Origin of the sequence: Pseudomonas sp. (genome assembly GCF_002796985.1) — a bacterium.
In the GTDB taxonomy this organism is placed as follows: Bacteria; Pseudomonadota; Gammaproteobacteria; order Pseudomonadales; family Pseudomonadaceae; genus Pseudomonas.
In genome coordinates, this window is the sequence record NZ_PEKX01000002.1 from 340,072 (window position 1) to 365,154 (window position 25,083).

Consider the following 25,083-nt stretch of genomic DNA (forward strand, 5'->3'; position numbering starts at 1 on the left):
TGTGAGCAAGCGAGCCTTTAACTTCTGCGCCGGTCCCGCGGCGCTTCCCACCGCTGTGCTGGAGCGCGCCCGCGCCGAACTGCTGGATTGGCAGGGCAAGGGTCTGTCGGTCATGGAAATGAGCCACCGTAGCGACGACTACGTGGCCATTGCCGAGAAGGCCGAGCAGGACCTGCGCGACCTGATGAGCGTGCCGTCGAACTACAAGGTGCTGTTCCTGCAAGGCGGCGCCAGCCAGCAGTTCGCCGAGATCCCGCTGAATCTGCTGCCCGAAGACGGTGTGGCGGACTACGTGGAAACCGGCATCTGGTCGAAGAAGGCCATCGAAGAGGCTCGTCGTTACGGCAACGTCAACGTGGTTGCCAGCGCATCCAAGTACGACTACTTCGCCATCCCCGGCCAGAACGAGTGGAACCTGTCCAAGGACGCCGCCTACCTGCACTACGCGTCCAACGAAACCATCGGCGGCCTGGAGTTCGACTGGACTCCTGAAGTTGGCGACGTCCCGCTGGTGGTGGACATGTCTTCGGACATCCTCTCTCGCCCGACCGACGTGTCGAAGTTCGGCCTGATCTACGCCGGCGCGCAGAAGAACATCGGCCCGTCGGGGCTGGTGGTCGTCATCGTTCGTGAGGACCTGCTGGGCCGCGCCCGCAGCTCCTGCCCGACCATGCTCAACTACAAGGTCGCGGCCGATAACGGCTCCATGTACAACACTCCGGCGACCTATTCCTGGTACCTCTCCGGCCTGGTCTTCGAGTGGTTGAAGGAGCAGGGCGGCGTCGATGCCATGGAGCAGCGCAACCGCGCCAAGAAAGACATGCTGTACGGCTTCATCGACAACAGCGACTTCTACACCAACCCGATCCAGCCCAGCGCCCGTTCCTGGATGAACGTGCCGTTCCGCCTGGCCGACGAGAAGCTCGACAAGGCCTTCCTCGAAGGCGCCGACGCGCGCGGCCTGCTCAACCTGAAAGGCCACCGTTCGGTGGGCGGCATGCGTGCCTCCATCTATAACGCCCTGGGCCTGGACGCCATCGAGGCGCTGGTCGGCTACATGGCCGAGTTCGAGAAGGAGCACGGCTGATGAGCGACGCTGACCAGCTCAAGGCTTTGCGCGTACGCATCGACAGCCTCGACGAGAAGATCCTCGAGCTGATCAGCGAACGTGCCCAGTGCGCCACCGACGTGGCGCGCGTGAAAATGGCTGCCCTGTCCGAAGGCGAGAAGCCGGTGTTCTACCGGCCCGAGCGCGAGGCGTGGGTGCTCAAGCACATCATGGAGCTGAACAAGGGCCCGCTGGACAACGAGGAAGTCGCGCGTCTGTTCCGCGAGATCATGTCCTCCTGCCTGGCCCTGGAGCAGCCGCTCAAGATCGCCTATCTCGGCCCGGAAGGCACCTTCACCCAGGCGGCGGCGCTCAAGCACTTCGGTCACGCGGTGATCAGCACGCCGATGGCCGCCATCGACGAAGTGTTCCGCGAAGTCGCTGCCGGTGCGGTGAACTTCGGCGTGGTGCCGGTGGAAAACTCCACCGAGGGTGCGGTCAACCACACCCTCGACAGCTTCCTCGAGCACGACATGGTGATCTGTGGTGAGGTCGAGCTGCGCATCCACCACCACCTGCTGGTGGGCGAGAACACCAAGACCAACAACATCACCCGCATCTATTCCCACGCCCAGTCCCTGGCCCAGTGCCGCAAGTGGCTGGACGCGCACTACCCGAATGTCGAGCGCGTGGCGGTTTCGAGCAACGCCGATGCCGCCAAGCGGGTGAAGAGCGAGTGGAACAGCGCGGCTATCGCCGGCGACATGGCGGCCAGCCTGTACGGCCTGGACAAGCTGCACGAGAAGATCGAGGACCGCCCGGACAACTCCACGCGCTTCCTCATGATCGGCAACCAGGAAGTGCCGCCCACCGGCGATGACAAGACTTCCATCATCGTCTCCATGCGCAACAAGCCGGGCGCGCTGCACGAGCTGCTGGTGCCGTTCCATAACAACGGCATCGACCTGACCCGCATCGAGACCCGCCCGTCGCGCAGCGGCAAGTGGACCTACGTGTTCTTCATCGACTTCGTCGGCCACCACAAGGACCCGCTGATCAAGGACGTGCTGGAAAAGATCAACAGCGAAGCCGTTGCCCTGAAGGTGCTGGGCTCGTACCCGAAGGCTGTGCTTTGACATGCAGCGCGATGCCCGTTGGCGGTCCCTGACCGTCGATTGCGCAGGCCGCGCGGGGCTCAAGGCCCAGCGGCCCGGTCTGGTCTGGCTGACGGGTCTGAGCGGTTCCGGCAAGTCGACGCTGGCCGATGCTCTGGAGCAGAGGCTGCACGCGGCCGGTCGACATACCTACCTGCTCGATGGCGATAACCTTCGCCACGGCCTGAGCCGGGATCTGGGGTTCGCTGCCGAGGACCGCAGCGAGAATATCCGCCGGGTTGGCGAGGTGTCCGCGCTCATGGTGGATGCAGGTCTGCTCACCATCGCTGCGCTCATCTCGCCGTTTCGCGCGGATCGCGACAGGGTTCGCGAGCTGTTGCCCGAGCGCTTCGTCGAAGTTCACGTTTCCACCCCCCTGAAGGTGTGCGAGGAGCGTGATCCCAAAGGGCTCTACCGCAAGGCGCGAGCCGGCGAGCTCAAGGAGTTCACCGGTATCGATTCGCCGTTCGAGGTACCGCGGGCTGCCGAACTGACCATTGATACCTCCACGCTGTCGGTCGAGGAAGCCGTCGACCGCATCTGCAATTACATGGCGGCCGCCGGCTACATCGACTCATTCTGAGCGGCCCCACTCGAGAGAGATGTCCATGAGCTGTGATTTCCTTGCCCTGGCCCAGCCGGGCGTGCAGAAGCTTTCCCCCTACGTGCCCGGCAAGCCGGTCGATGAACTGGCCCGCGAGCTGAAGCTCGATCCCGCCGGTATCGTCAAGCTGGCCAGCAACGAGAACCCGCTGGGCCCTAGCCCGAAGGTCCTCGAAGCCATTCGCGCCGAACTGGCCGAGCTGACCCGCTACCCCGACGGCAACGGCTTCGAGCTGAAGAGCCGACTGGCCGCCCGTTGCGGCGTCGAGACCACGCAGGTCACCCTCGGCAACGGCTCCAACGACATCCTCGACCTGGTCGCCCGTGCTTATCTGGCACCCGGCCTGAACGCCGTGTTCAGCCAGTACGCCTTCGCTGTCTACCCGATCTCCACCCAGGCCGTCGGCGCCCAGGGCAAGGTCGTGCCGGCGAAAGACTGGGGGCATGATCTGGAAGCCATGCTGGCGGCCATCGACGCCAACACCCGCGTGGTCTTCATCGCCAACCCGAACAATCCCACCGGGACCTGGTTCGGCCCGGACGCGCTGGAGCGCTTCCTGTCGCAGGTTCCGGAGAGCGTCCTGGTGGTGCTCGATGAGGCCTACATCGAGTACGCCGAGGGCGAAGAGCTGCCGGATGGCCTGAAATACCTGGCCCGCTACCCGAACCTGCTGGTCTCGCGCACCTTCTCCAAGGCCTACGGCCTGGCGTCACTGCGCGTTGGCTACGCGATCTCCTCGGCGCAGGTCGCCGACGTGCTCAATCGCGTGCGCCAGCCGTTCAACGTCAACAGCCTGGCCCTGGCCGCTGCCTGCGCCGCCCTGGATGACGCGCAGTACCTGGCCGAAGGCAAGCGCATCAACGATGAAGGCATGGCCCAGCTGGAAAGCGGCCTGCGCGCGCTGGACTTGCAGTGGATTCCCTCCAAGGGCAACTTCATTGCCGTGGACCTCAAGCGCGATGCCGGCCCGGTCTACCAGGCCCTGCTCGCCGAGGGCGTGATTGTTCGTCCAGTCGGCGGCTACGGCATGCCGCAGCACCTGCGCATCTCCATCGGCCTGCCGGCGGAGAACGCCCGCTTCCTCGTAGCGCTGGCCAAGGTGCTCGCTCGTGCCTGATGTCCAGCCGCACAAGCTGCGCCGCCTGGTGGTGGTGGGGCTCGGTCTGATCGGCGGTTCCTTCGCCAAGGGCATCCGCGAGAAGGGCTTGTTCGAGGAAGTGGTCGGAGTCGACCGAGACCCGCAGACCCGCCGTCTGGCGGTGGAGCTGGGCGTGGTCGATCGCTGCGAGGAGAGCCTCGCCGCCGGCTGCCGTGACGCCGACGTGATCCAGCTCGCCGTGCCGATCCTGGCCATGGAAAAGGTCCTCGGCGAGCTCGCCATTCTCGATCTGGGCAACGCTATCCTCACTGACGTGGGCAGCGCCAAGGGCAATGTGGTACGCGCCGCCAAAGCGGTGTTCGGCGGTATGCCGGCGCGCTTCGTGCCCGGCCATCCCATCGCCGGTTCCGAGCAGAGTGGGGTGGAAGCAGCCAACGCGAAACTGTTCCGCCGTCATAAAGTCATCCTCACGCCGCTGGATAATGCCGACGCGGACGCCATCCAGTGCGTCGAGAGCCTCTGGCGCGAGCTGGGTGCGGATGTGGAGCAGATGGCCGTCGAACACCACGACGAAGTCCTTGCCGCCACCAGCCACCTGCCGCATCTGCTGGCTTTCACGCTGGTCGACTCGCTGGCCAAACGCAGCGAGAATCTGGAAATCTTCCGCTACGCCGCTGGCGGCTTCCGCGACTTCACGCGGATTGCCGGCAGCGACCCGGTGATGTGGCACGACATCTTCCTCGCCAACCGCGAGGCGGTGCTGCGCATCCTCGACGTATTCCGTGACGACCTCGATGATCTGCGCGAGGCCGTTGATAAAGGGGACGGGCAACAACTGATGGGCGTCTTCACCCGCGCCCGTGTTGCCCGCGAGCATTTCAGCAAAATCCTGGCCCGCCGGGCCTATGTGGACGCCATGCACAACAATGACCTGATTTTCCTGGCCCAGCCGGGTGGCCGCCTCTCCGGACGCGTTCGCGTACCGGGCGACAAGTCCATTTCCCACCGCTCGATCATGCTCGGCTCCCTCGCCGAAGGCACGACCGAGGTGCAGGGCTTCCTCGAGGGTGAAGACGCCCTCGCCACCATCCAGGCGTTCCGCGACATGGGCGTGGTCATCGAAGGCCCGCATCACGGTCGCGTGACCGTGCATGGTGTCGGCCTGTATGGCCTGAAGACTCCGCCCGGCCCGATCTACCTGGGTAACTCCGGCACTTCGATGCGCTTGCTCAGCGGCCTGCTCGCCGCCCAGTCGTTCGACACCACCCTGACCGGTGACGCCTCGCTGTCCAAGCGTCCGATGAACCGTGTCGCCAAGCCGCTGCGCGAGATGGGCGCGGTGATCGAGACCGGCCCTGAAGGCCGTCCGCCGCTGACCATCCGTGGTGGCCAGAAACTCATGGGCATGCACTACGACATGCCCATGGCCAGCGCCCAGGTGAAATCCTGCCTGTTGCTCGCCGGCCTCTATGCCGCCGGTGAAACGTCCACCACCGAGCCGGCACCGACCCGCGACCACACCGAGCGCATGCTGCGCGGCTTCGGCTACCCGGTCGACGTCGAAGGCGCCACCGCCCGTGTCGAGTCCGGCCACAAACTCACCGCTACCTCGATCGAAGTCCCGGCTGATATTTCCTCTGCCGCGTTCTTCCTGGTCGCCGCGAGCATCGCCGAAGGTTCCGACCTGACCCTGGAGCACGTCGGCATCAACCCGACCCGCACCGGCGTCATCGACATCCTCAAGCTCATGGGCGCCGACATCACCCTGGAGAACCAGCGTGAAGTGGGTGGCGAGCCGGTTGCCGACATTCGCGTGCGCTCGGCCCAGTTGAAAGGCATCGACATCCCCGAAGACCTGGTGCCGCTGGCCATCGACGAGTTCCCGGTGCTCTTCGTCGCTGCCGCCAACGCCACTGGCCGCACCGTCCTGCGCGGCGCGGAAGAGCTACGGGTGAAAGAATCCGACCGCATCCAGGTCATGGCCGACGGCCTGCTGGCCCTGGGCGTGAAGTGCGAGCCGACCCCGGACGGCATCATCATCGACGGCGGCAGCTACGGCGGCGGCGAAGTCTGGAGCCATGGCGACCACCGTATCGCCATGTCCTTCAGCGTGGCTTCCCTGCGCGCCGGCGCGCCGATCCGCATTCATGACTGCGCCAACGTCGCGACTTCCTTCCCGAACTTCCTAGGGCTGGCGTCCGGTGCGGGCATCCGTGTCGCCGAGGAGAACAACTGATGAACGGCGAATGGCCGGTCCTCGCCATCGACGGCCCCAGCGGCTCCGGCAAGGGCACCGTCGCCGGCTTGCTGGCCAAGCGCCTGGGCTGGAACCTGCTGGATTCCGGCGCGCTGTATCGCCTGCTGGCGTTCGCCGCCGGTAACCACGGCATCGACCTGACCAATGAGGAGGCCCTCAAGGTCCTGGCTGCTCACCTGGACGTGCAGTTCACCCACGCCAAGGGCGGGCAGGGCCAGCACATCATCCTCGAAGGTGACGACGTCACCGACGTGATCCGTACCGAGCAGGTCGGCGCCGGTGCCTCGCAGGTCGCCGCATTGCCGGCGGTGCGCGATGCACTGCTGCAGCGTCAGCGGGCTTTCCTCGAAGCGCCGGGTCTGGTGGCCGACGGTCGCGACATGGGCACCGTGGTCTTCCCCAGTGCCCCGCTGAAGATATTCCTCACCGCTTCGGCCGAGGAGCGCGCCCGTCGCCGCTACCTGCAGCTCAAGGGCAAGGGTATCGATAGCAACCAGGCGCAACTGGCTGAAGAAATCAGCGCCCGCGACGAGCGCGACAGTCAGCGTGCCGTCGCTCCGCTCAAGCCCGCCGAAGGCGCCATCCTGGTGGATTCCACCTCGATGAGCATCGATGAAGTGGTAGACAGCATCCTTGCCGAAGTTGCCCGCCTGGGGCTGGCTGACTAGTCGATCTGCCAAGGAAGATCCCCGGTCATGCCGGGGATTTTTCTTTTCAGGCGAGGGTGGTTCTGACGAGCGGTGACGCTCATTGCTCGAGGTTGGACGAAAATACGGGGATGAGGCTGGAGTCGCGATTGGCCTTGGAAGCCGGGGCTGCGGATTGACGCGGCCAGCTTCCATTGCTAACATTCCAGACCTTATATCGGGAGGGTTTCGTCCATATTGAGCGAAGCACTCCCTTAAAATCTGAATGTGGAGCATCCGTTTCGGCGGGTGCAACAGGGGGCCGGCGGGATACCAGTCTTGATCCTGCTGGCTTCTTTTTCATCACTTGACCGTGTTCGCTGGTGGCGCGGAATCGGGCTTACAAGCCTTTGACTACAGGTATAGACATGAGCGAAAGCTTCGCAGAACTCTTTGAAGAAAGTCTGAAATCCCTCGACATGCAGCCGGGTGCAATCATCACCGGCATCGTGGTCGACATCGATGGTGACTGGGTCACCGTCCATGCCGGCCTCAAGTCCGAGGGCGTCATCCCGGTCGAGCAGTTCTATAACGAACAGGGCGAGCTGACCATCAATGTGGGTGACGAAGTCCACGTTGCGCTGGACGCGGTAGAAGATGGCTTCGGTGAAACCAAGCTGTCCCGCGAAAAAGCCAAGCGTGCCGAGAGCTGGATTGTTCTGGAAGCTGCTTTCTCTGCCGACGAAGTGGTCAAAGGCGTCATCAACGGCAAGGTCAAGGGTGGCTTCACCGTCGACGTCAACGGCATCCGCGCGTTCCTGCCGGGTTCGCTGGTCGACGTGCGTCCGGTGCGCGACACCACTCACCTGGAAGGCAAAGAGCTCGAGTTCAAGGTCATCAAGCTGGACCAGAAGCGCAACAACGTTGTCGTTTCCCGCCGCAGCGTGCTGGAAGCCGAGAACAGCGCCGAGCGCGAAGCTCTGCTGGAATCCCTGCAGGAAGGCCAGCAGGTCAAAGGTATCGTCAAGAACCTCACCGACTACGGTGCGTTCGTTGACCTGGGCGGCGTCGATGGTCTGCTGCACATCACCGACATGGCCTGGAAGCGTATCAAGCATCCGTCGGAAATCGTCAACGTTGGCGACGAGATCGATGTCAAGGTTCTGAAGTTCGACCGCGAGCGCAACCGCGTATCCCTGGGCCTGAAGCAACTGGGCGAAGACCCATGGGTTGCCATCAAAGCCCGTTACCCGGAAGGCACCCGCGTTACCGCGCGCGTCACCAACCTCACCGACTACGGCTGCTTCGCCGAGCTGGAAGAGGGTGTGGAAGGCCTGGTACACGTCTCCGAAATGGACTGGACCAACAAGAACATCCACCCGTCGAAAGTCGTTCAGGTTGGCGACGAAGTGGAAGTTCAGGTTCTGGACATCGACGAAGAGCGTCGTCGTATCTCCCTGGGCATCAAGCAGTGCAAGTCCAACCCGTGGGAAGACTTCTCTGGCCGCTTCAACAAGGGCGACAAGATCTCCGGCACCATCAAGTCGATCACCGATTTCGGTATCTTCATCGGCCTGGAAGGCGGCATCGACGGTCTGGTTCACCTGTCCGACATCTCCTGGAACGAAGTTGGCGAAGAAGCCGTTCGCCGCTTCAAGAAGGGCGACGAGCTGGAAACCGTCATCCTCTCCGTTGATCCGGAGCGTGAGCGCATCTCCCTGGGCATCAAGCAGCTGGAAGACGATCCGTTCTCCAACTACGCATCGCTCAACGAGAAAGGCACCATCGTTCGCGGCACCGTGAAAGAAGTCGACGCCAAAGGCGCCGTCATCAGCCTGGGCGGCGAAATCGAAGGCATCCTGAAAGCCTCCGAAATCAGCCGTGACCGCGTTGAAGACGCTCGCAACGTTCTGAAAGAAGGCGAAGAAGTCGAAGCCAAGATCATCAGTATCGACCGTAAGAGCCGCGTCATCTCCCTCTCCATCAAGTCGAAAGACGTTGATGACGAGAAAGATGCGATGAAAGAACTGCGCCACAAGCAAGACGTAGAAGCCACTGGTCCGACCACCATCGGTGATCTGATCCGTGCTCAGATGGAGAACCAGGGCTAATCCCTGATTCCTCATCCCAGAAAAAGGGCGACTTCGGTCGCCCTTTTTCGTTTCTGCACTTCACAGGCGGCGGGCGCGCAAAGCTGTCTCCGCTGTCTGTCTGGCGCTATGTTGCTTGCCCCGTCCCGGTCGCCTTGCCCATGCCATACCTGCTATTCGTCACCGTCCTCTGGGCGTTCTCCTTCAGCCTGATCGGCGAATACCTCGCCGGGCAGGTCGACAGCTATTTTGCCGTGCTGACCCGTGTGGTGCTGGCCGGCCTGGTGTTCCTGCCGCTGACCCGCTGGCGCGGCGTCGACCCACGCTTCATCGGCGGCGTGATGCTGGTGGGCGCGCTGCAGTTCGGTATCACCTACGTCTGCCTTTACCAGAGCTTCCGGGTGCTGACGGTGCCGGAGGTGCTGCTGTTTACCGTGCTGACCCCGTTGCATGTGGCGCTGATCGATGACGCGCTGAATCGCCGATTCAATGCCTGGGCGCTACTGGCGGCCGCCGTGGCGGTGCTGGGCGCCGGGATCATCCGTTACGACGGTGTGAGCGGTGACTACGTCCAGGGCTTCCTGTTGTTGCAGCTGGCCAACGCGACCTTCGCGGCTGGGCAGGTCTTCTACAAGCACCTGGTGCAGCGCTACCCTTCGGACATCCCGCAGTTCCGCCGCTTCGGCTACTTCTTCGTTGGTGCGCTGCTGATTGCGCTGCCGGGCTGGCTGCTGTTCGGCAATCCGCAGAAGCTGCCGAGTACCGACGTGCAATGGGGGGTGCTGGTGTGGATGGGCCTGCTAGCCACCGCGCTCGGGCAGTTCTGGTGGAACAAGGGCGGCACGATGGTGGATGCCGGTACTCTGGCAGTGATGAACAACCTGCATGTTCCGGTCGGACTGCTGATCAACCTGTTGATCTGGAATGAGGCCGCCGATGTGCCGCGTCTGGCGCTGGGTGGTGCGGTAATTGTCGCCTCGCTGGGCGTCAACTGCTTCGGCCTGCGTCGCCACAAGGAGCGCTTTGCATGAACATCTCCGGACGTGGTGTGGCGCTGTCCCTGGCGTCTTCCGTGCTGTTCGTGACCCTGCCGGGCTACATCCACTCGCTGGAGCCGCTGACCAGCATTCAGGTAATCGCCCACCGGGTACTCTGGTCGATCCCCATGGTGCTGCTGCTGGTGCTGTTCACACGTCAGGGCGGCGTGTTGCGCGATGCCGGCCGGCGCCTGCTGCGCGAGCCGTGGCTGCTGGCGTGCTTCCCGCTGACGGCGGCGATGATGCTGGTCCAGTGGGGCGTGTTCATCTGGGCGCCCATGGTCGGGCGTACGCTGGAGCTGTCGCTGGGCTACTTCCTGCTGCCGCTGACCATGGTGCTCTGTGGCCGGGTGTTCTACGGCGAGCGCCTGACCACGCTGCAGGGCATCGCCGTCGCCTTTGCGCTGGCCGGTGTGCTGCATGAGCTATGGCTGACCCGCGCGTTCTCCTGGTTCACCCTGATTACTGCACTGGGCTATCCGCCGTACTTCATGCTGCGCCGCAAGATGGCGGTGGATTCACTGTCTGGCTTCGTCTTCGAGATGATCGTGTTGCTGCCCTTCGCTCTGGCGGCCCTGTGGATAACCGATAGCGGCAAGGTGCTGGAAGAGGTTCCGCGCCTGTGGGCGCTGCTGCCGCTGCTGGGCCTGATCAGCGCGCTGGCGTTCGGCGCGATGATGGCGGCCAGCCGGTTGCTGCCTATGGGGCTGTTCGGGATTCTGAGCTATGTCGAGCCGGTCCTGCTGTTCGCCATCGCCGTGCTTTTCCTGGGCGAGGCTTTCAATCCGGCGCAGATCTGGACCTATGGGCCGATCTGGATCGCCGTGCTACTGACCGGTTGGGATAGTGCGCGACTGCTGCGCCGACAGGCGCGTCGCGGCTTGTAAGCGGGGGTAAGCGCTCTCCCGAGAGGCGAGAGCGCTCAGCGTCAGTCGAAGCTCCCGCCGACGTCGGCCTTGGCCAGGGTTTCCGGCAGGATGCGGCGTGCGGCGGTGTAGTGACGCTTCCAGTAGTCGCCATCGAGGTCGGAAACACGGACTTTCTGGCCGCGGCGAGGCGCGTGGACAAACTGGTTATCACCAACGTAGATGCCGACGTGATCAACATTACGGCGGTTGTGGATGCGGAAGAACACCAGGTCGCCGGGCAGCAGGTCATCCCGTGCGACTTTCGAGTTGCCGCGCATGTTGAAGATTTCCCGTGCGGTACGCGGCAGGTCTACTTCATCGATGTTCTGGAAGACGTAATTGACCAGACCGCTGCAATCGAAGCCGCGCTTGGGCGAGGTGCCGCCCCAGCGATAGGGCGTGCCGATCATGTTGTAGGCGCGCTGGGTCACCTGGTGCGCTTCGCTTTTGGCCGGTTTGACGGCCTTGGCATTGAAGGTCAGCAGGGCGCTGCCCTGGACCGGGACGCGGAGATCGACCGGAGCGGGTTGATAGGTGCGCGTGATCTTGGAAGAGGCAGATGCCTCGGTAGCGGCCAATACGGTCGCCAAGCCTATGGAAAGGCATGTCAAAAGGGTACTTCGCATTCGGCATGTCTTCTTGCTGGTTGATGTCGCCCAGACTCCGCTGGATCGCCGTTTTTGTCGGCGTGGTTTCCTTTGGTCCGCTCAAAAATTCCACGCATTCTGAACGACTTTTCATGACAGTTCGTACCGTTTGTCGATTCTGCCGTTGTGCTTGTGACTTGCCGGACTTTGCGTGACATGTGTTCGGACGCAGCAGTCACGGCCTGACCTTATAGCCGGAAGCCCTATAAACCGGGCGTTTCGGCGCAGGGTAAGGCCGGGCGCGAATTGCTGGCGAAAAGCCAGATCGGCAGGGGGTCTTAAGGAAAAACCCGACGAAATGCAGGTATTTGAGCTGAAGGAATCAGCTCAGATGGGCCAGCAGAGCGGGAAGGACCTGCTCGCGCAGCAGTGGGGCGAGGTTTTGCGGGTAATCGCCAGCGGGAGCCAGCCAAGCCAGTTCCTCCAGTTCGGCGGCGGGATGGACGGTGTGGGGCAGGGCGGCGACGAAGACCTGCGCATTCACGCGCATGCCCGGCTCGTTGGCGGCCTCGGCCTGGAACTGGCCGAGCGGGATGAGGGCGGAGGGTGATAGATGCAGGTCGAGTTCTTCGCCCAGTTCACGCAGCAGCGCCTGGATGGAAGTCTCGCCGGGCTCGTGCTTGCCGCCGGGCAGCATGAAGGCCTGGGTGCCACGCTTGCGCACCAGCAGCAGACGCCCGGTGTCATCCAGCAGGCAGGCGGCGGCGATACGAAGGGTGGTGGCGAGGGTCATGGCGAGGGCGTTTCCTTCAGAACCTGGTAGCGCATCTGCACGATGCCACTGGGGAAGCTGCGCTGCTCAAGTAACTGCAGGCGTTGCTCGAGCCCGATGCTGAACAGGGGAATGCCGGCGCCGAGCAGGTGCGGAATGATGCTGACGATCACTTCGTCGAGCAAGCCCCCAGCGAGAAAGTTGCCCGCCAGGCTGCCGCCACCTACCAGCCAGATGCGCTGGCAGCCGCGAGCCTCCAGCGAGGCGAGGGCATCCACTGGCGTGTAGTGTTCGAGCTCCACCTGGGGCGCGGCCCTGGACAAATGATTGGAGCGGGTCATGACCAGCGCGGGCTTGTCCGGGTAGGGCCATTGGCCCTGGCCCAGGCAGAACAGATAGGTCGCTCGTCCCATGAGCAGACCGTCGATGCTGGAATAGAAGGCGTTGTAGCCATGGTCGTCGGCCCCGCTGCCATAGCCTTCGAGCCAGTCCACGCTGCCGTCGGGGCGGGCGATGTAGCCGTCGAGGCTGGCGGCTACGTAATAAATGAGAGTCGATGGCACCTCAATTCTCCTTCTTTGTTGGGCCCATCAGAGCATGGCATCGGCGCTCGCAAGGCGCCGGTGCGTTTGTCGGATTATTGACGCGTCCAGGCGTGTGCCTGCGCCATCGGCAATATTTCCAGCGCGCCGGCTCCGCAAACATTAAGCTATGCAGCTATTTAGTCTTTACGTGATATCGAGGTCTGCCTTGTTCTCCCAATTCGCCCTCCACGAACGCCTGCTCAAGGCGCTCGATTCGTTGTCCTTCACCGAGCCGACCCCGGTCCAGGCTGCGGCCATTCCGAAGGCCCTGGAGGGACGCGACCTGCGGGTGACGGCGCAGACCGGCAGCGGCAAGACCGCTGCCTTCCTGCTGCCGCTGCTGCATCGCCTGCTCGCCGAGGAGAAGCCCAAGACCGGCGCCCGTGCGCTGATCCTGCTGCCGACCCGCGAACTGGCCCAGCAGACCCTCAAGGAAGTCGAGCGCTTCGCCCAGTTCACCTACATCAAGGCCTGCCTGATTACCGGCGGCGAAGATTTCAAGGTGCAGGGCGCGCGTCTGCGCAAGAACCCGGAAATCATCATCGGCACTCCGGGCCGCCTGAACGAGCAGTTCAATGCCGGCAACCTGCCGCTGGGCGATGTTGAAGTGCTGATCCTCGATGAAGCCGACCGCATGCTCGACATGGGCTTCTCCGAAGACGTGCTCAAGCTCGCCGCGCAGTGCCCGGAACAGCGCCAGACTCTGCTGTTTTCCGCCACCAGCGGTAGCGGCCTGCATGAGATGGTCGAGAAAGTCCTGCGCGAGCCTGAGGTTCTGCAACTCAACCGCGTCAGCGAGCTGAACGAGGACGTCAGCCAGCAGGTGATCCTGACCGACCACGTCGGCCACAAGGAGCAACTGCTGCAGTGGCTGCTGACCAATGAAACCTATGAGAAGGCCATTGTCTTCACCAACACCCGCGTGGCGGCCGATCGCCTGACCGGCCGGCTGATCGCCGCCGGGCACAAGGTCTTCGTGCTGCACGGCGAGAAGGACCAGAAGGACCGCAAGCTGGCCATCGAGCGTCTGAAGCAGGGCGCGGTGAAGATTCTGGTGGCCACCGACGTGGCTGCCCGTGGTCTGGACGTCGACGGCCTGGACCTGGTGATCAACTTCGACATCCCGCGCCGGGGTGACGAGTACGTGCACCGCATCGGCCGCACCGGTCGCGCAGGCGCCTCGGGCGCGGCGATTTCGCTGGTTGGCCATGGCGACTGGAACCTGATGTCGAGCATCGAGCGCTACCTCAAGCTGCGCTTCGAGTTGCGCGTCATCAACGAGCTGAAGGCCACCTACAAGGGGCCGAAGAAGGTCAAGGCATCCGGCAAGGCCGCCGGTACCAAGAAGAAAAAGGATGATGCGAAGAAGACCGGTGGCAAGGCGGCAGCGAAGAAGAAGCCCGCCGCCAAGCGCAAGGCCGGTCCGTCCAAGGTCGTGAGCCAGGACGGCCTGGCGCCGCTCAAGCGCAAGAAGCCGGCAGCGGAATAAGCCTCTCGCGTGACCTCGAACGCCTCCCCTGACCGGGAGGCGTTTTCGTTTGTGGGCCGCTAACCCAGCGTTTCCGGCGGTGCCTCGTAACTGCCCGACTCGTAGCTCACCCCGTGGCGGATCACCGGCGGCGCGTCACCTGCATGCAGGCTGGTAACGTTGTCGATGATCGTCTTGTCCTCCAGGGTCATGCGGTCGAGCATGCGCAGGTGGCCGATCCAGTTGTCCACCAGGAACAGTTCCTGCCACACCTCCGGGTTGCTGACGTCGCGGTACAGCGCCCAGCGCTCCGCACCGTTGCGCAGGCGCAGGCGGCGCAGCGGCTTGGCGGAGCGGACGAAGTCGCGGGTGCGTTCGGCGGGAATCCGGTACTCGATGGAGACCAGCACCGAGCCGCGCTCGGGGTTGAATACGAAGGTCGGCTGCCCCGGCACACCGCCCGGTGCGCGGGCGATGCTGGTCGAGTCGAGTTCCGGCAGCCGCGAGTTGTACAGCAGCGCCACTGAGACCAGTAGCAGGCAGCCGGCGGCGATCAGCGCGCCCTGTACGCCCATGGTCTCGGCGAAGTGGCCCCAGAGGAAGGAGCCCGCCGCCAGCCCGCCGTAGATGGCGGTCTGATAGAGCGCCAAGGCCCGCGCCTTGACCCAGTCGGGTACGAGAATCTGCACGGCGGAGTTGTAGGTGGCCACCGCCGCGATCCAGCACGCCCCGCCCAGCACCAGTGCGGGAAAGATCACCCAGAGATTGTCGACCCAGCCCAGGGTGAGCATGACCAGGGCCAGGATGGCGGCCGCGAAGCTGATCAGCCGGCTGCTGCCCAGCCAATGGCGGGCCTTGCCGACCACGGTACTGGCGACGATGGCGCCCAGGCCGAGAGCGCCGAGCATGTAGCCATACACCGACGCGCTGCCGTCGGGGTTGCGGTGCGCCAGCAACGGCAGCAATGCCCATACAGCGCTGGCCGACAGGCCGAAGACCGCCGAGCGCAGCATCACCAGGCGGGTGACGCTGGAGTACTGGGTGAAGCGCAGTGCCGCGATCACGCCTTCGAAGATGTGCTCCGGCGGCAGCGTGCGCTTGGGCACGTCGCGGCGCCATTGCCAGATCGCCCAGATCAGCGAGGCGTAGCAGATGCAGTTGAACAGGAAGACCCAGGAGGCTCCGGTGGCCGACAGCAGCAGGCCGCCGATGGCCGGGCCGACGGCGCGCGCGACGTTGTAGTTGACGCTGTTGAGCAGCACCGCATCGCCGAGCATCCGCGCTGGCACTTGTTCGTTCACCGCCGCCTGCCAGGCAGGGATGGTGATCGAGCTGCCCAGCGACAGCCAGAGGATCGACATGATCAGCAGCAACGGGTCGAGGTAGCCCATGAACGCCAGCACCGTCACCAGTGCCGCGCCGGAGAGCTCGACAGTCAGGCCCACCAGCATGATCTTGCGTCGGTCGTAGTTGTCGGCCAGCACGCCGGACATGATCGACAGCAGCACCAGCGGCAGCGCCGAGGCGACCTGGATCATCGCCACCATCAAGGGGCTGGCGTGAGCTTCGGTGACCACCCAGGCGGCGGCGACCGATTGCGCCCAGGTGCCCAGGTTGGCGAACAGGTTGCAGATCCAGATGATGCGGAAGGCGGCGATGCTGAAGGGGGCGAGGGCGCCACTGCGGGGTTCGGCTGGATCGGGCTTGAGGGGGAGGTCTTGCTTGGGTGAAACGGACTGCAGCATGGGGACGCCCTTATCTCGAGTGGTCGGTACACGCGTGGCCGCGGTGCCTTTCCATGCCGGGCAAGTGTAGTGGCTGGGACGGTTCGTGCCATTGATGATGGTCAGCGATGGCGTTATCCGTGACTCGCGCTGGCAAGCTTCGACAGTGCCGGCGTGGCTTGGTGTTGTTAGGCTGCGTCGGAATTTTCCGTATTTCACTGCCAAATAAGAGCGAAGAGCCGATGAAGCGACTTTCCACCTGCCTGCTGGCCGGCCTGCTGGCCCTGCCGCAAAGCCTCTGGGCCTGGTCCAATCACACCTTGGGTAGCTACCTCTCCTTGCAGCAATTGCCGGCGGTCGCCCAGGCCCCGGAGGTCGAAGTGGAGCCGCTGGAGAGCTTCGTCAGCCAGCAGCGTGCCGGCCTGGTGAAGTTGCTGGATGAGCAGGAGGCCTATGCCCGCGAACACTTCCGCCAGTACCCGCCACGCCCGGACGACCTGCGTCTGAGCGAGGACGGCCGCGATGACCTGCGCAAGGCGTTCCTCATGGCGCTGCGCCTGAACCCCGAGATCAAGCTGGCGACCGCCGTGCAGCCGCCGCCCGGCGGTGAGCTGCCGAGCGCTGAATTGCAGAAGCATGTCGCGCTGCAACCCGCGGACGTACTGGTTTTTCGCAACCTTTCCGGCTGGAACCAGTGGCGCTTCGTGCAGTTGCAGGCGGGGGAGAAGATTCCCGCGTTGGACGTGCTGGCCAGCGCCGCCGATGAGCCGGACTTCGGCCATGACATCAACCTGTTCAGTGACAACCCCGGTGAAGCCGGCCAGCGCTATGGCTTCGGCCCCCAGCCGTTCGGTGACCCGCGCTATGAGTTCAGCTCCCAGGCGCCGTTCCACATGGGCTTCTACCACGAGGACGCGATCATCTTCACCGGTGCGCCGTACCTGGAGCGAAACTGGCCGGAATGGCGCGCCTACCAGTTCTACGGCCTGGCGCGTTTCGCCTTCGACAAGGGGCACCCGTACTGGGGTTACCGCTTCCTCGGTTGGGCGATGCACTACATCCAGGACATGACCCAGCCCTACCACTCGACGCCGCTGCCGGGCGAGACCACCGCCAGCATGCTGTGGACGGCGGGCAAGTCCATCGCCGGCTTCGACGCTGACAAGCAGGCGGCGATCCAGCGCGTGGCGGACCGGCATACGGGTGTGGAGCGTTATCAGGTGGACTGGCTGCGCGAGACGCTGCGCCAGGGCGGGCAGGCGCCGTTGCTGGCGGCCTATGCCGACGTCAGCACCGATGGTGCCTATCCGCCGTATTCGACGGAGTATCTGCGCGAAGTGGTGGCGAGTGAATCGCATGCCCATGCGGCGGCATTCGATGCGGCCATTGGTCATTGGCTGGAGAACGAGAAGACGCCGGCGGGGGATTTCAGTGCGGGGAACTCACCGGAGCCGTTCCGTCACGATGAGGCGTTGGACGAGCAGATTCTGCAATTGATCCGGCACTTCGGCGCGCACAGTCGCAATATCGCGAAGGCGGCCTTGCAGCCCTGACGGCCTGTCGCTGTAGCAGAGAGGAGGGTTGGCATTCCCGCCGGGGCTGCGTGGGCCCCGGCAGGAACACACCCATCGCTTAGCCGCCGGAGCAGCCGTTACCCCACACCTGGTATTCGACGGTGTGGCGCAGGCCTTGGGAGTCTTCGTAGGTCATGCGCGCCGGCACGATGCCGCACTGGTCGGAGACGTCAGTGGTCGAGATCACGTGGGCGACATCCAGTTTCATGTCGTAGGTGTACTGCTCCACGGCCGCGCTTGGCGCCTGGTCGCTGGCATTCGCCTGCTCGGCCAGGGCGAGCGAAGAGAAGCCCAGCATGGCCAGGATGACTACAGCTTTCATGAATTTACCTGCCTTGTTCCCGGTGTCCGGACGTGACTCGTCCGTAACGTTGAGCGAGGGCTCCGTCGGGAAGCGTTGGGGAAATGAATTACGGGTCTTGGGTGGTGTTGCGGCGCGCGCTGTAACAGCACGGAAATAATAGGATTTGCCTGACCTGAGTCATATATCCAGGCGCCAACAAGACTTCGTACTCAGAGGCAATAATCCAGGTGTGACGCGGGTTGCAGGGGTGGCCTTGCGGCGGGCTGTCGCAGGTTGGATCAGGTTCGCGAAGCTGGGGAATGGCGTAGGAGCGGACTCTGTCCGCGATGTCCCCGCCGCGCCGTGCACCTATCGCGGACGGAGTCCGCTCCTACGATCAACTGGAAATTTCGTAACGTGCCGTGCCGTGCCGTGCCGTGCCGTGCCGTGCGGTTCGCGAGCAAGCTCGCTCCTACGAAGAGCACGACGGTGCGTCTCTGTGCTGTAGGAGCGAGCTTGCTCGCGAACCCGCCGATCTCAATCGCGCAGCGGCGACTGCGGGTCGAGCAGCGACGTGCGGATGAAGTGCAGGTAGCTGCACACCCGGCGCAGGGGCGAGGACTCGAAGTGCGGCGGGCGACGGTCGTCGGTAGTACGGGTGGCGTGGATCGCGTGCTCCACCGCCGCCAGTGCCCGCTGGCGGTTGCTCTCGCTGGGCTGGATGAACAGACGGATCAACGCGCGGCCCAGGGCGCGGATCGCCCGGCGCCAGGGCATGCGCTCGGCGTACCAGGGCTCTTTCGGCAGCACCTCCTGCTCACGGCGCAGCTCGATGATCGACAGGCCGATCTCCTGCACCTGGAAGGTCCAGCGCAACAGCCGGCGTTGCACATCCGGGCGGCCTGTGGATAACCCGTAAGCCTGGTTCAGCAGGTCACGGGTGCCGCTTTCGAAGTTGGACGACAAGCCTTTCAGCGGATCGCTGATCACCCGCACTACGCGCAGGCGTAGCTCGGCTTCCAGGCGCTCCCACAGCCACGGCCGGTTCGGCGGCAGGATGACGATCGCCGCGACCACCGCCATGCCCATCGACAGCAGCATCGCCAGGTATTCGTTGATGAAGGTGTAGGCGTCGTAGCGCGCGAGGTTCGCCGGCAGCGAGGCGATGCAGAACCACACCAGCAGGCCGACGCCGTAGCCACTCCATTGGGGCCGGGTGATCAGGAACGCGCCCAGGGCGAACACCGGAGCGAGCACGAAGCACAGCAGCGGGAAGCCATCGATGTGTGGCAGCACGCGGAAGGTCAGGATGAAGCCGAGCGTGGCGCCGAGCAGCGTGCCGAGGGTCAGTTGCAGGGAGAGTCGCTTGGGGTTGGGCGACGCGGAAGAGAGTGCGGCGATCAGCACCGAAGTCAGCGCGAAGGTGGCGCCGCTGAGCCAGGAAGTCTCGATCCAGAATACGCCGCCGACTATCACCAGCAACGCGCAGCGGAAACCGGCGACCGCCGCCGCCAGGGCGTTGGCCTTGGGCGTGAAACGCTCCTTCCACTGTTCGCGCTCGTGCTTGTGTGCGGCCAGCGAGGCGTGGGTCTGGGCGTAATTGTGCATGTCGTCGACGAAACGGTAGAGCAGTTCGGCGGCGGTCTCGAAATCCAGCTGATCGGCTTCCCGCGGGCAGGTGTGGGTGAGGGTGGTGCGGGCTTCGCGGATGCGCGGCATCAGGTGGTGCTTGCACAGTTCGAGTTGCACGCTCAGGCGCTCGGCATCCGCTTCGCTGAGCGGCCGGCCGTGCCAGCTGGCGAGCAGTTCGCTGACATCGACCAGGCACGGCATCAGCACTTCCAGCACGTTGCTGGCCTGGCGCTCGCGCAGGCGATCGAGCAGGCGCTGCAGGGCATGGAAGCGCGTGGTCAACTGCATGAACTCGCTGTTCAGGCGCGCCAGCCGACCGCTACGCAGGCGCATGTGCGGGTCCTCGAAGGCGGTGACGTTGCGCAGGCTTTCCAGGCCCACCACCTCGGCGGCGATGCGCGCGCTGGCCTGCTCGAAGCGCTCGCGCTCCAGCGTGCCGTTGAGGCCAGCGCTGGCCAGGCCGGCGAAGTCGCCGAAGCGGGTGTTCAGTGCGTTGCGCAACGCCGCGGTGCTGGTCTGTGGCAGGACAAGGGCACTGATCACGCCGGTGCAGAGGATGCCCAGGGTGATCTCGATCACCCGCCACAACGCCTGCATGAAGGCGCCTTCGGGGTGCAGGGTGGCAGGGATGCCGATCATCACCGCCGTATAGCCGGCGAGCAGGCAGGCGTAGGCGCGGAAGTCGCGGTAGCGCGCCGCGCCGGCGGTGCACAGGCCGACCCAGATCGCCACGCAGAGCAGGAACAGCACGCGCTCCTGAGCGAACAGGGCAATGAAGGTGACCATCACCGTGAGCCCGGCGAGGGTGCCGAGGATGCGGTAGAAACTTTTCGCCAGCACCTGCCCGCTCTGCGGCTGCAGCACGATGAAAGCGCTCACCAGCACGGTATTGGGTTGCGGCAGCTCCAGGCGGTAGGCCAGCCACAGGGCGGTGAAGGCGGTGATCAGCGTCTTGAGGATGAACATCCAGGTGACGCCGTCGGTGTGCGCCCAGTCGGACAGGGCGAAGCGCACCGCGGCAGCCTTGGGCAGGCGCACGGACAAACTGCTCATCGGGCTTATCTCGGCAGGCGGTGGTCGGACGGGATCGGGTTTTGATAACCCTGTAATTCGAGACGCGGAAGGGCGGGAAGCACGTTGCACGAAAGGCGGAGCACGGGTGCGAATCCTGGGGTGTCGCGGCGGGCCGCGTTGGGGAGGGCGATTCTAGAAGTGCGCCGGGGGGCAGGATAAGCTGACGGTTGGATGAATTATTGTTGCCTGAAAGAGCAATAATCCCGTCGCGACAGCTGTGCGACAATTCGCCGCCTGTCATGAATCTGTAACAAGGCGTTGCTCCCTCGAGCGCCGTTGCAGAGGCCGCCCGCCGTGGCGTGGACAGGCTCTCAGGAGAAATGATGGACCTGCTGCACAACATGCGTGCTTTCGTCTGTGTCGCCGAGACCGGCAGCTTTACCGCCGCCGCCCAGCGCATGGACCTCACCACCGCGTACGTCTCGCGGACGGTGGCCAAACTTGAAGCGCACCTGCGCACCCGCTTGCTGCACCGCACCACCCGCCGCATCGCGCTTACCGAAGCCGGCCAGCGCTACCTGCAGCGCTGCCAGCAGATCCTCGGCTACATCGAGGAGGCCGAGGCCGAGGCGGGCGACGCCCACGCCAGGCCCCACGGCAAGGTGAAGGTGCATGCCATGACCGGCATCGGCCAGCACTATCTGATCCGCGCGATCTCGCAGTACTGCGAGATCTACCCCGAAGTCAGCTTCGACCTGACCCTGGCCAACCGCATCACCGACATCCTCGACGAGGGCTACGACATCTCCGTGGTCATCGCCCAGGAGCTGCCGGATTCGGGCTTCGTCTCCAAGCGCATCGGCAAGACCTACAGCGTGCTCTGCGCCTCGCCCGAGTACGTGGCGCGGCATGGCATGCCCCAGCAGCTCGGTGAGCTCACCGAGCACCGCTGCCTGCGTCTGGTGAACTCGGTGATGTCGCTGGACAAGTGGCTGTTCGACGGTCCGGCTGGGCAGGAGATGGTTGGCATCAACCAGACCCATTTCCAGGTCAACACCGCTGACGCGATGACCGAAGCGGTGCGCGCCGGCATGGGCATTGGCGCGCTGCCGGTGTACTCCGCCGTGCAGGGCCTGAAGGACGGCAGTCTGGTGCGCGTGCTGCCGGATTACAGCCTGTTCCACCTCAATGTCTATGCGCTGTATCCGTCGCGCCAGTACCTCGACGCGAAGATCCGCACCTGGGTGGAGTTCCTCCGTGACTGCGTGCCCGGCATGCTCGAAGAGCACGAGCGGATGATGCTGCAATACCGCACGCAGTGATCGAACTGTCTCGCCATTCTGTGTGATTGGCGCCGCTGTCCGGCGGCATTGAACCCCTGAGCTTCCCCGCACCCGGCATCCGCCGGGTGTTTTTTTGCGCCTGGCGTTCCGATCTGTCGAACGCGGCTTTGGGAAAAGACGAATTCTCCGAACGCCAACATTTGCGTCAGTCTCACCGCGAGCCTGCCGTCAGGCTCACCTCGCAAGCACAAGAACAAATTGAGGGTGACGCGATGTTTGGATCGGTATTTGGATCGACGGGGCGGGCGTTGCTCGCCGTTCTGGCGCTGGCCTGCGCCTCTGCCACACAGGCCGCCGATGAACCGGTGGTGATCAAGTTTGCCCATGTGGTTGCGGAGAATACGCCCAAGGGGCAGGGCGCGCTGATGTTCAAGCGCCTGGCCGAAGAGCGCCTGCCGGGCCGGGTGCGCGTGGAGGTCTACCCGAACTCCTCGCTGTTCGGTGACGGCAAGGAGATGGAAGCGCTGCTGCTGGGCGACGTGCAGATGCTCGCGCCATCCCTGGCCAAGTTCGAGCAGTACACCAGGAAGGTGCAGATCTTTGACCTGCCGTTCCTCTTCGACGACATCCAGGCCGTCGACAACTTCCAGCGCAGCCCGCAGGGGCAGAGCCTGCTGAGCAGCATGCAGGGCAAGGGCATCCTCGGCCTGGCCTACTGGCACAACGGGATGAAGCAGCTGTCGGCCAACCGCCTGCTGCTCGAGCCTGGCGATGCGCGCGGGCTGAAGTTCCGCGTACAGGCTTCCGACGTGCTCAACGAGCAATTCCGCGAGCTGCGTGCGATCTCCCGCAAGATGTCCTTCGCCGAGGTCTACCAGGGCCTGCAGACCGGCGTGGTGAATGGCACCGAGAACACTTGGTCGAACTACGAGAGCCAGAAGGTCAACGAGGTGCAGAAGTACTTCACCGAGTCCAACCACGGTCTGGTGGACTACATGGTGATCACCAACGCGAAGTTCTGGAATGGCCTGCCGCCGGATCTGCGCACCGAACTGGCAAAGATCATGGCCGAGGTCACCGTGCAGGTGAACCTGGAAGCCGAGCGCCTGAACCGCGACGCCCGCCAGCGCATCCTCGCCAGTGGCACCAGCGAGATTCATTCGCTCACCGCGCAGCAGCGCGCCGACTGGCGTGCGGCGATGCAGCCGGTGTGGCAGAAATTCCGCGATAACGTCGGCGCCGATTTCCTCCAGGCCGCCGAAGCCTCCAACCGTCCCCATTGATCCGTCCGGCTCCGCCGGCTGGCGGGGCGTCGTGGCGATCATTTGTTGTGGAGAATTTTCGCTGTGGAGAACTTGCGATGAAACGACTCGTGTGCGTCTGGAACCACTTCGAGGAGGGCGCCATCGCCTTCCTGCTGGCGGCCATGACGCTGGTGACCTTCGTTTACGTGGTGATGACCAACGTCTTCACCCTGTTCTATGACCTGGGAGACCGCCTGCCGGCGCTGCAGGCAACCTTCTACGCCATCGGCGATGCGATTCTCGGTGTCGCCCAGGACATGTCCTGGAGCAATGCGCTGACCAAGGCGCTGTTCGGTTGGCTGATCTTCTTCGGCATCGCCTATGGCGTGCGCACCGCCGGCCACCTGGGCGTGGATGCGCTGGTGCGGCTGGCGCCGCGCCCGCTGCAGCGCTGCATCGGCGTGCTCGCCTGTCTCTGCTGCCTGGGGTACGCCGGGCTGTTCATGGTCGCCAGCTTCGACTGGGTGAAGACCCTGTTCGTCGCCGGCATCGGCGCGGAAGACCTCGACCACTTCGGCATCCTCCAGGCCTACATCGCGGTGATCGTGCCCATCGGCTTCGGCCTGGTGCTGCTGCGCTACCTGGAGATCCTCGTCAACCTGTTGCGCGGTCGTCAGCTCGGGCTGGGCCTCGCCGACGAGGCTGCGGAAGCCTCGAAGCTGGCCGGCGAAGAAGCCGCGGAGAACCGTCCATGACTGTGATGATCCTGTTCCTCCTGCTGTTCGTCTTCATGTTCATTGGCGTGCCCATCGCGATCTCCCTGGGGCTCTCCGGTGCGCTGACGATCCTGCTGTTCAGCCCGGACTCGGTGCGCTCGCTGGCGATCAAGCTGTTCGAGACCTCCGAGGCCTACACGCTGCTGGCGATCCCCTTCTTCCTGCTCTCCGGCGCGTTCATGACCACTGGCGGCGTGGCTCGCCGGCTGATCGATTTCGCCAACGCCTGCGTCGGGCACATCCGTGGTGGCCTGGCGATCGCCGCGGTGCTGGCCTGCATGCTGTTCGCCGCCCTGTCAGGTTCCTCGCCCGCGACGGTGGCGGCGGTGGGCTCCATTGCCGTGGCCGGTATGGTGCGCTCGGGCTACCCGCGCGAGTTCGGTGCCGGGATCATCTGCAACGCCGGGACCCTGGGCATCCTGATTCCGCCGTCGATCGTCATGGTGGTGTACTCCGCCGCCACCGAAACCTCGGTCGGCAAGTTGTTCGTTGCCGGCGTGGTGCCGGGCCTGCTGCTGGGCGTGATCCTGATGGTGGTGATCTACATCGTCGCGCGGGTGAAGAAGCTGCCGGCGCAACCGCGCGCCAGCCTGCGCGAATGGCTGTCCGCCGCGCGGCGTGCCATCTGGGGCCTGTTGCTGCTGGTGATTATCCTTGGCGGCATTTACTCCGGGCTGTTCACGCCGACCGAGGCAGCGGCGGTGGCGGCGGTCTACTCGGCCTTCGTCGCGCTGTTCGTGTACAAGGACATGCGCCTGCGTGACTGCCCCAAGGTGCTGGTGGATTCCGGGCGGCTGAGCATCATGCTGATGTTCATCATCGCCAACGCCATGCTCTTCGCCCATGTGCTGACCACCGAGCAGATTCCTCAGCAGATCACCGAGTGGGTGATGCAGGAAGGGCTGACGCCACTGGGCTTCCTGCTGATGGTCAACGTGGTGCTGCTGATCGCCGGCAGCTTCATGGAGCCTTCGGCGATCGTACTGATCCTGGCGCCGATCTTCTTCCCCATCGCCATGCGCCTGGGGATCGATCCGATCCACCTGGGGATCGTCATGGTGGTGAACATGGAGATCGGCCTGGTGCATCCGCCGGTGGGCCTCAATCTCTTCGTCACCTCGGCGGTCACCGGCTTGCCGCTGGGCGCAACCATCCGCGCGGCGCTGCCGTGGCTGATGATCCTGCTGCTGTTCCTGATCCTGGTGACCTACGTGCCTTACATCTCGCTGGCGCTGCCCCACGCTCTGGGCATGTGACAGGTTGTCGCGGCCCCATGGCTGTAGGGCTTATGGGGCCTATCACTACGACTAAGGATTGGT

General features: G+C 64.3%; 21 protein-coding genes. 15 read left to right on the forward strand and 6 right to left on the reverse strand.

Annotated features, from left to right (window positions below):
* Nucleotide 1 precedes the first annotated feature (1 nt).
* The 9 genes from serC (at nt 2) to rarD (ending at nt 10,802) form a co-directional block, all read left to right on the forward strand.
* Nucleotides 2–1,087, forward strand: a complete 1,086-nt coding sequence (gene serC / locus CTR55_RS01970; RefSeq protein WP_296283862.1) for a 3-phosphoserine/phosphohydroxythreonine transaminase — start codon at nt 2–4, stop codon at nt 1,085–1,087.
* Entirely contained in the window at nt 1,087–2,184 is a 1,098-nt protein-coding gene (pheA, locus tag CTR55_RS01975) for a prephenate dehydratase (RefSeq protein WP_296283863.1), read from the forward strand. The genes serC and pheA overlap by 1 nt, the downstream gene beginning before the upstream one ends.
* Before the next feature lies 1 nt (nt 2,185).
* Nucleotides 2,186–2,785, forward strand: a complete 600-nt coding sequence (gene cysC, locus CTR55_RS01980; RefSeq protein WP_296283864.1) for an adenylyl-sulfate kinase — start codon at nt 2,186–2,188, stop codon at nt 2,783–2,785.
* A 25-nt stretch (nt 2,786–2,810) separates the two neighbouring features.
* Nucleotides 2,811–3,923, forward strand: a complete 1,113-nt coding sequence (gene hisC, locus CTR55_RS01985; RefSeq protein WP_296283865.1) for a histidinol-phosphate transaminase — start codon at nt 2,811–2,813, stop codon at nt 3,921–3,923.
* The gene (locus tag CTR55_RS01990; RefSeq protein WP_296283866.1) at nt 3,916–6,141 is read left to right on the forward strand and encodes a bifunctional prephenate dehydrogenase/3-phosphoshikimate 1-carboxyvinyltransferase; all 2,226 of its coding nucleotides are present in this window, start codon (nt 3,916–3,918) and stop codon (nt 6,139–6,141) included. Before hisC ends, CTR55_RS01990 begins: the two co-directional genes overlap by 8 nt.
* The gene (gene cmk / locus CTR55_RS01995) at nt 6,141–6,830 is read left to right on the forward strand and encodes a (d)CMP kinase (protein ID WP_296283867.1); all 690 of its coding nucleotides are present in this window, start codon (nt 6,141–6,143) and stop codon (nt 6,828–6,830) included. The genes CTR55_RS01990 and cmk overlap by 1 nt, the downstream gene beginning before the upstream one ends.
* 386 nt (nt 6,831–7,216) lie before the next feature.
* Nucleotides 7,217–8,899 (forward strand): 30S ribosomal protein S1, encoded by a 1,683-nt coding sequence (rpsA, locus tag CTR55_RS02000; protein WP_296283868.1) that lies wholly within the window; start codon nt 7,217–7,219, stop codon nt 8,897–8,899.
* 140 nt (nt 8,900–9,039) lie between these two features.
* Nucleotides 9,040–9,909: a carboxylate/amino acid/amine transporter gene (locus CTR55_RS02005; protein ID WP_296283869.1), complete on the forward strand. Its 870-nt coding sequence runs from the start codon at nt 9,040–9,042 to the stop codon at nt 9,907–9,909.
* A complete protein-coding gene (rarD, locus tag CTR55_RS02010; RefSeq protein ID WP_296283870.1) occupies nt 9,906–10,802 on the forward strand; it encodes an EamA family transporter RarD in 897 nt (298 codons plus the stop codon). The genes CTR55_RS02005 and rarD overlap by 4 nt, the downstream gene beginning before the upstream one ends.
* A gap of 41 nt (nt 10,803–10,843) precedes the next feature.
* Here rarD and CTR55_RS02015 read toward each other — a convergent pair whose 3' ends face one another.
* From CTR55_RS02015 to CTR55_RS02025, 3 genes are all read right to left on the reverse strand, one after another.
* A complete protein-coding gene (locus CTR55_RS02015; protein ID WP_296283871.1) occupies nt 10,844–11,449 on the reverse strand; it encodes a C40 family peptidase in 606 nt (201 codons plus the stop codon).
* A 343-nt stretch (nt 11,450–11,792) separates the two neighbouring features.
* Complete coding sequence (locus CTR55_RS02020) at nt 11,793–12,203, reverse strand: NUDIX domain-containing protein (RefSeq protein WP_296283872.1); 411 nt, start codon at nt 12,201–12,203, stop codon at nt 11,793–11,795.
* The gene (locus CTR55_RS02025; protein ID WP_296283873.1) at nt 12,200–12,745 is read right to left on the reverse strand and encodes a dihydrofolate reductase family protein; all 546 of its coding nucleotides are present in this window, start codon (nt 12,743–12,745) and stop codon (nt 12,200–12,202) included. The genes CTR55_RS02020 and CTR55_RS02025 overlap by 4 nt, the downstream gene beginning before the upstream one ends.
* 172 nt (nt 12,746–12,917) lie before the next feature.
* Between CTR55_RS02025 and CTR55_RS02030 the strand changes: the two genes are divergently transcribed.
* Entirely contained in the window at nt 12,918–14,255 is a 1,338-nt protein-coding gene (locus CTR55_RS02030) for a DEAD/DEAH box helicase (RefSeq protein ID WP_296283965.1), read from the forward strand.
* 59 nt (nt 14,256–14,314) lie between these two features.
* Here the strand turns inward: CTR55_RS02030 and CTR55_RS02035 are convergent, their stop codons facing one another.
* Nucleotides 14,315–15,979 carry an MFS transporter gene (locus CTR55_RS02035; RefSeq protein ID WP_296283874.1) on the reverse strand — a complete coding sequence of 555 codons (1,665 nt, stop codon included), beginning with the start codon at nt 15,977–15,979 and terminating at the stop codon, nt 14,315–14,317.
* A 221-nt stretch (nt 15,980–16,200) separates the two neighbouring features.
* Here CTR55_RS02035 and CTR55_RS02040 point away from each other — a divergent pair, with 221 nt between their 5' ends.
* On the forward strand, nt 16,201–17,511 hold the full coding sequence (locus CTR55_RS02040; protein WP_296283875.1) for a phospholipase: 1,311 nt from the start codon (nt 16,201–16,203) through the stop codon (nt 17,509–17,511).
* A 79-nt stretch (nt 17,512–17,590) separates the two neighbouring features.
* Here CTR55_RS02040 and CTR55_RS02045 read toward each other — a convergent pair whose 3' ends face one another.
* Nucleotides 17,591–17,854 carry a DUF2790 domain-containing protein gene (locus CTR55_RS02045; protein ID WP_296283876.1) on the reverse strand — a complete coding sequence of 88 codons (264 nt, stop codon included), beginning with the start codon at nt 17,852–17,854 and terminating at the stop codon, nt 17,591–17,593.
* A 498-nt stretch (nt 17,855–18,352) separates the two neighbouring features.
* Complete coding sequence (locus CTR55_RS02050) at nt 18,353–20,500, reverse strand: FUSC family protein (RefSeq protein WP_296283877.1); 2,148 nt, start codon at nt 20,498–20,500, stop codon at nt 18,353–18,355.
* Between the two features lie 344 nt (nt 20,501–20,844).
* On the opposite strand from CTR55_RS02050, the gene CTR55_RS02055 reads away from it, so the two are divergent.
* The 4 genes from CTR55_RS02055 (at nt 20,845) to dctM (ending at nt 25,020) form a co-directional block, all read left to right on the forward strand.
* Nucleotides 20,845–21,783 (forward strand): LysR family transcriptional regulator, encoded by a 939-nt coding sequence (locus tag CTR55_RS02055; protein ID WP_296283878.1) that lies wholly within the window; start codon nt 20,845–20,847, stop codon nt 21,781–21,783.
* Nucleotides 21,784–22,016: 233 nt separating this feature from the next.
* Nucleotides 22,017–23,027 carry a TRAP transporter substrate-binding protein gene (locus CTR55_RS02060; RefSeq protein WP_296283879.1) on the forward strand — a complete coding sequence of 337 codons (1,011 nt, stop codon included), beginning with the start codon at nt 22,017–22,019 and terminating at the stop codon, nt 23,025–23,027.
* A gap of 77 nt (nt 23,028–23,104) precedes the next feature.
* Nucleotides 23,105–23,743 carry a TRAP transporter small permease gene (locus CTR55_RS02065; RefSeq protein ID WP_296283880.1) on the forward strand — a complete coding sequence of 213 codons (639 nt, stop codon included), beginning with the start codon at nt 23,105–23,107 and terminating at the stop codon, nt 23,741–23,743.
* Complete coding sequence (gene dctM / locus CTR55_RS02070) at nt 23,740–25,020, forward strand: C4-dicarboxylate TRAP transporter large permease protein DctM (RefSeq protein WP_296283881.1); 1,281 nt, start codon at nt 23,740–23,742, stop codon at nt 25,018–25,020. Before CTR55_RS02065 ends, dctM begins: the two co-directional genes overlap by 4 nt.
* Nucleotides 25,021–25,083 lie beyond the last annotated feature (63 nt).

What these genes read in the sequence shown, in the direction of transcription:
- rpsA (WP_296283868.1), top strand. Translation starts at nt 7,217, where the DNA reads ATGAGCGAAAGCTTCGCAGAACTCTTTGAAGAAAGTCTGAAATCCCTC.
- cysC (WP_296283864.1), top strand. Translation starts at nt 2,186, where the DNA reads ATGCAGCGCGATGCCCGTTGGCGGTCCCTGACCGTCGATTGCGCAGGC.
- CTR55_RS02040 (WP_296283875.1), top strand. Translation starts at nt 16,201, where the DNA reads ATGAAGCGACTTTCCACCTGCCTGCTGGCCGGCCTGCTGGCCCTGCCG.
- CTR55_RS02005 (WP_296283869.1), top strand. Translation starts at nt 9,040, where the DNA reads ATGCCATACCTGCTATTCGTCACCGTCCTCTGGGCGTTCTCCTTCAGC.
- CTR55_RS02065 (WP_296283880.1), top strand. Translation starts at nt 23,105, where the DNA reads ATGAAACGACTCGTGTGCGTCTGGAACCACTTCGAGGAGGGCGCCATC.
- CTR55_RS02060 (WP_296283879.1), top strand. Translation starts at nt 22,017, where the DNA reads ATGTTTGGATCGGTATTTGGATCGACGGGGCGGGCGTTGCTCGCCGTT.
- CTR55_RS02050 (WP_296283877.1), bottom strand. Translation starts at nt 20,500, where the DNA reads ATGAGCAGTTTGTCCGTGCGCCTGCCCAAGGCTGCCGCGGTGCGCTTC.
- CTR55_RS02055 (WP_296283878.1), top strand. Translation starts at nt 20,845, where the DNA reads ATGGACCTGCTGCACAACATGCGTGCTTTCGTCTGTGTCGCCGAGACC.
- dctM (WP_296283881.1), top strand. Translation starts at nt 23,740, where the DNA reads ATGACTGTGATGATCCTGTTCCTCCTGCTGTTCGTCTTCATGTTCATT.
- CTR55_RS02015 (WP_296283871.1), bottom strand. Translation starts at nt 11,449, where the DNA reads ATGCGAAGTACCCTTTTGACATGCCTTTCCATAGGCTTGGCGACCGTA.
- CTR55_RS02020 (WP_296283872.1), bottom strand. Translation starts at nt 12,203, where the DNA reads ATGACCCTCGCCACCACCCTTCGTATCGCCGCCGCCTGCCTGCTGGAT.
- cmk (WP_296283867.1), top strand. Translation starts at nt 6,141, where the DNA reads ATGAACGGCGAATGGCCGGTCCTCGCCATCGACGGCCCCAGCGGCTCC.
- pheA (WP_296283863.1), top strand. Translation starts at nt 1,087, where the DNA reads ATGAGCGACGCTGACCAGCTCAAGGCTTTGCGCGTACGCATCGACAGC.
- rarD (WP_296283870.1), top strand. Translation starts at nt 9,906, where the DNA reads ATGAACATCTCCGGACGTGGTGTGGCGCTGTCCCTGGCGTCTTCCGTG.
- CTR55_RS02035 (WP_296283874.1), bottom strand. Translation starts at nt 15,979, where the DNA reads ATGCTGCAGTCCGTTTCACCCAAGCAAGACCTCCCCCTCAAGCCCGAT.
- CTR55_RS02045 (WP_296283876.1), bottom strand. Translation starts at nt 17,854, where the DNA reads ATGAAAGCTGTAGTCATCCTGGCCATGCTGGGCTTCTCTTCGCTCGCC.
- hisC (WP_296283865.1), top strand. Translation starts at nt 2,811, where the DNA reads ATGAGCTGTGATTTCCTTGCCCTGGCCCAGCCGGGCGTGCAGAAGCTT.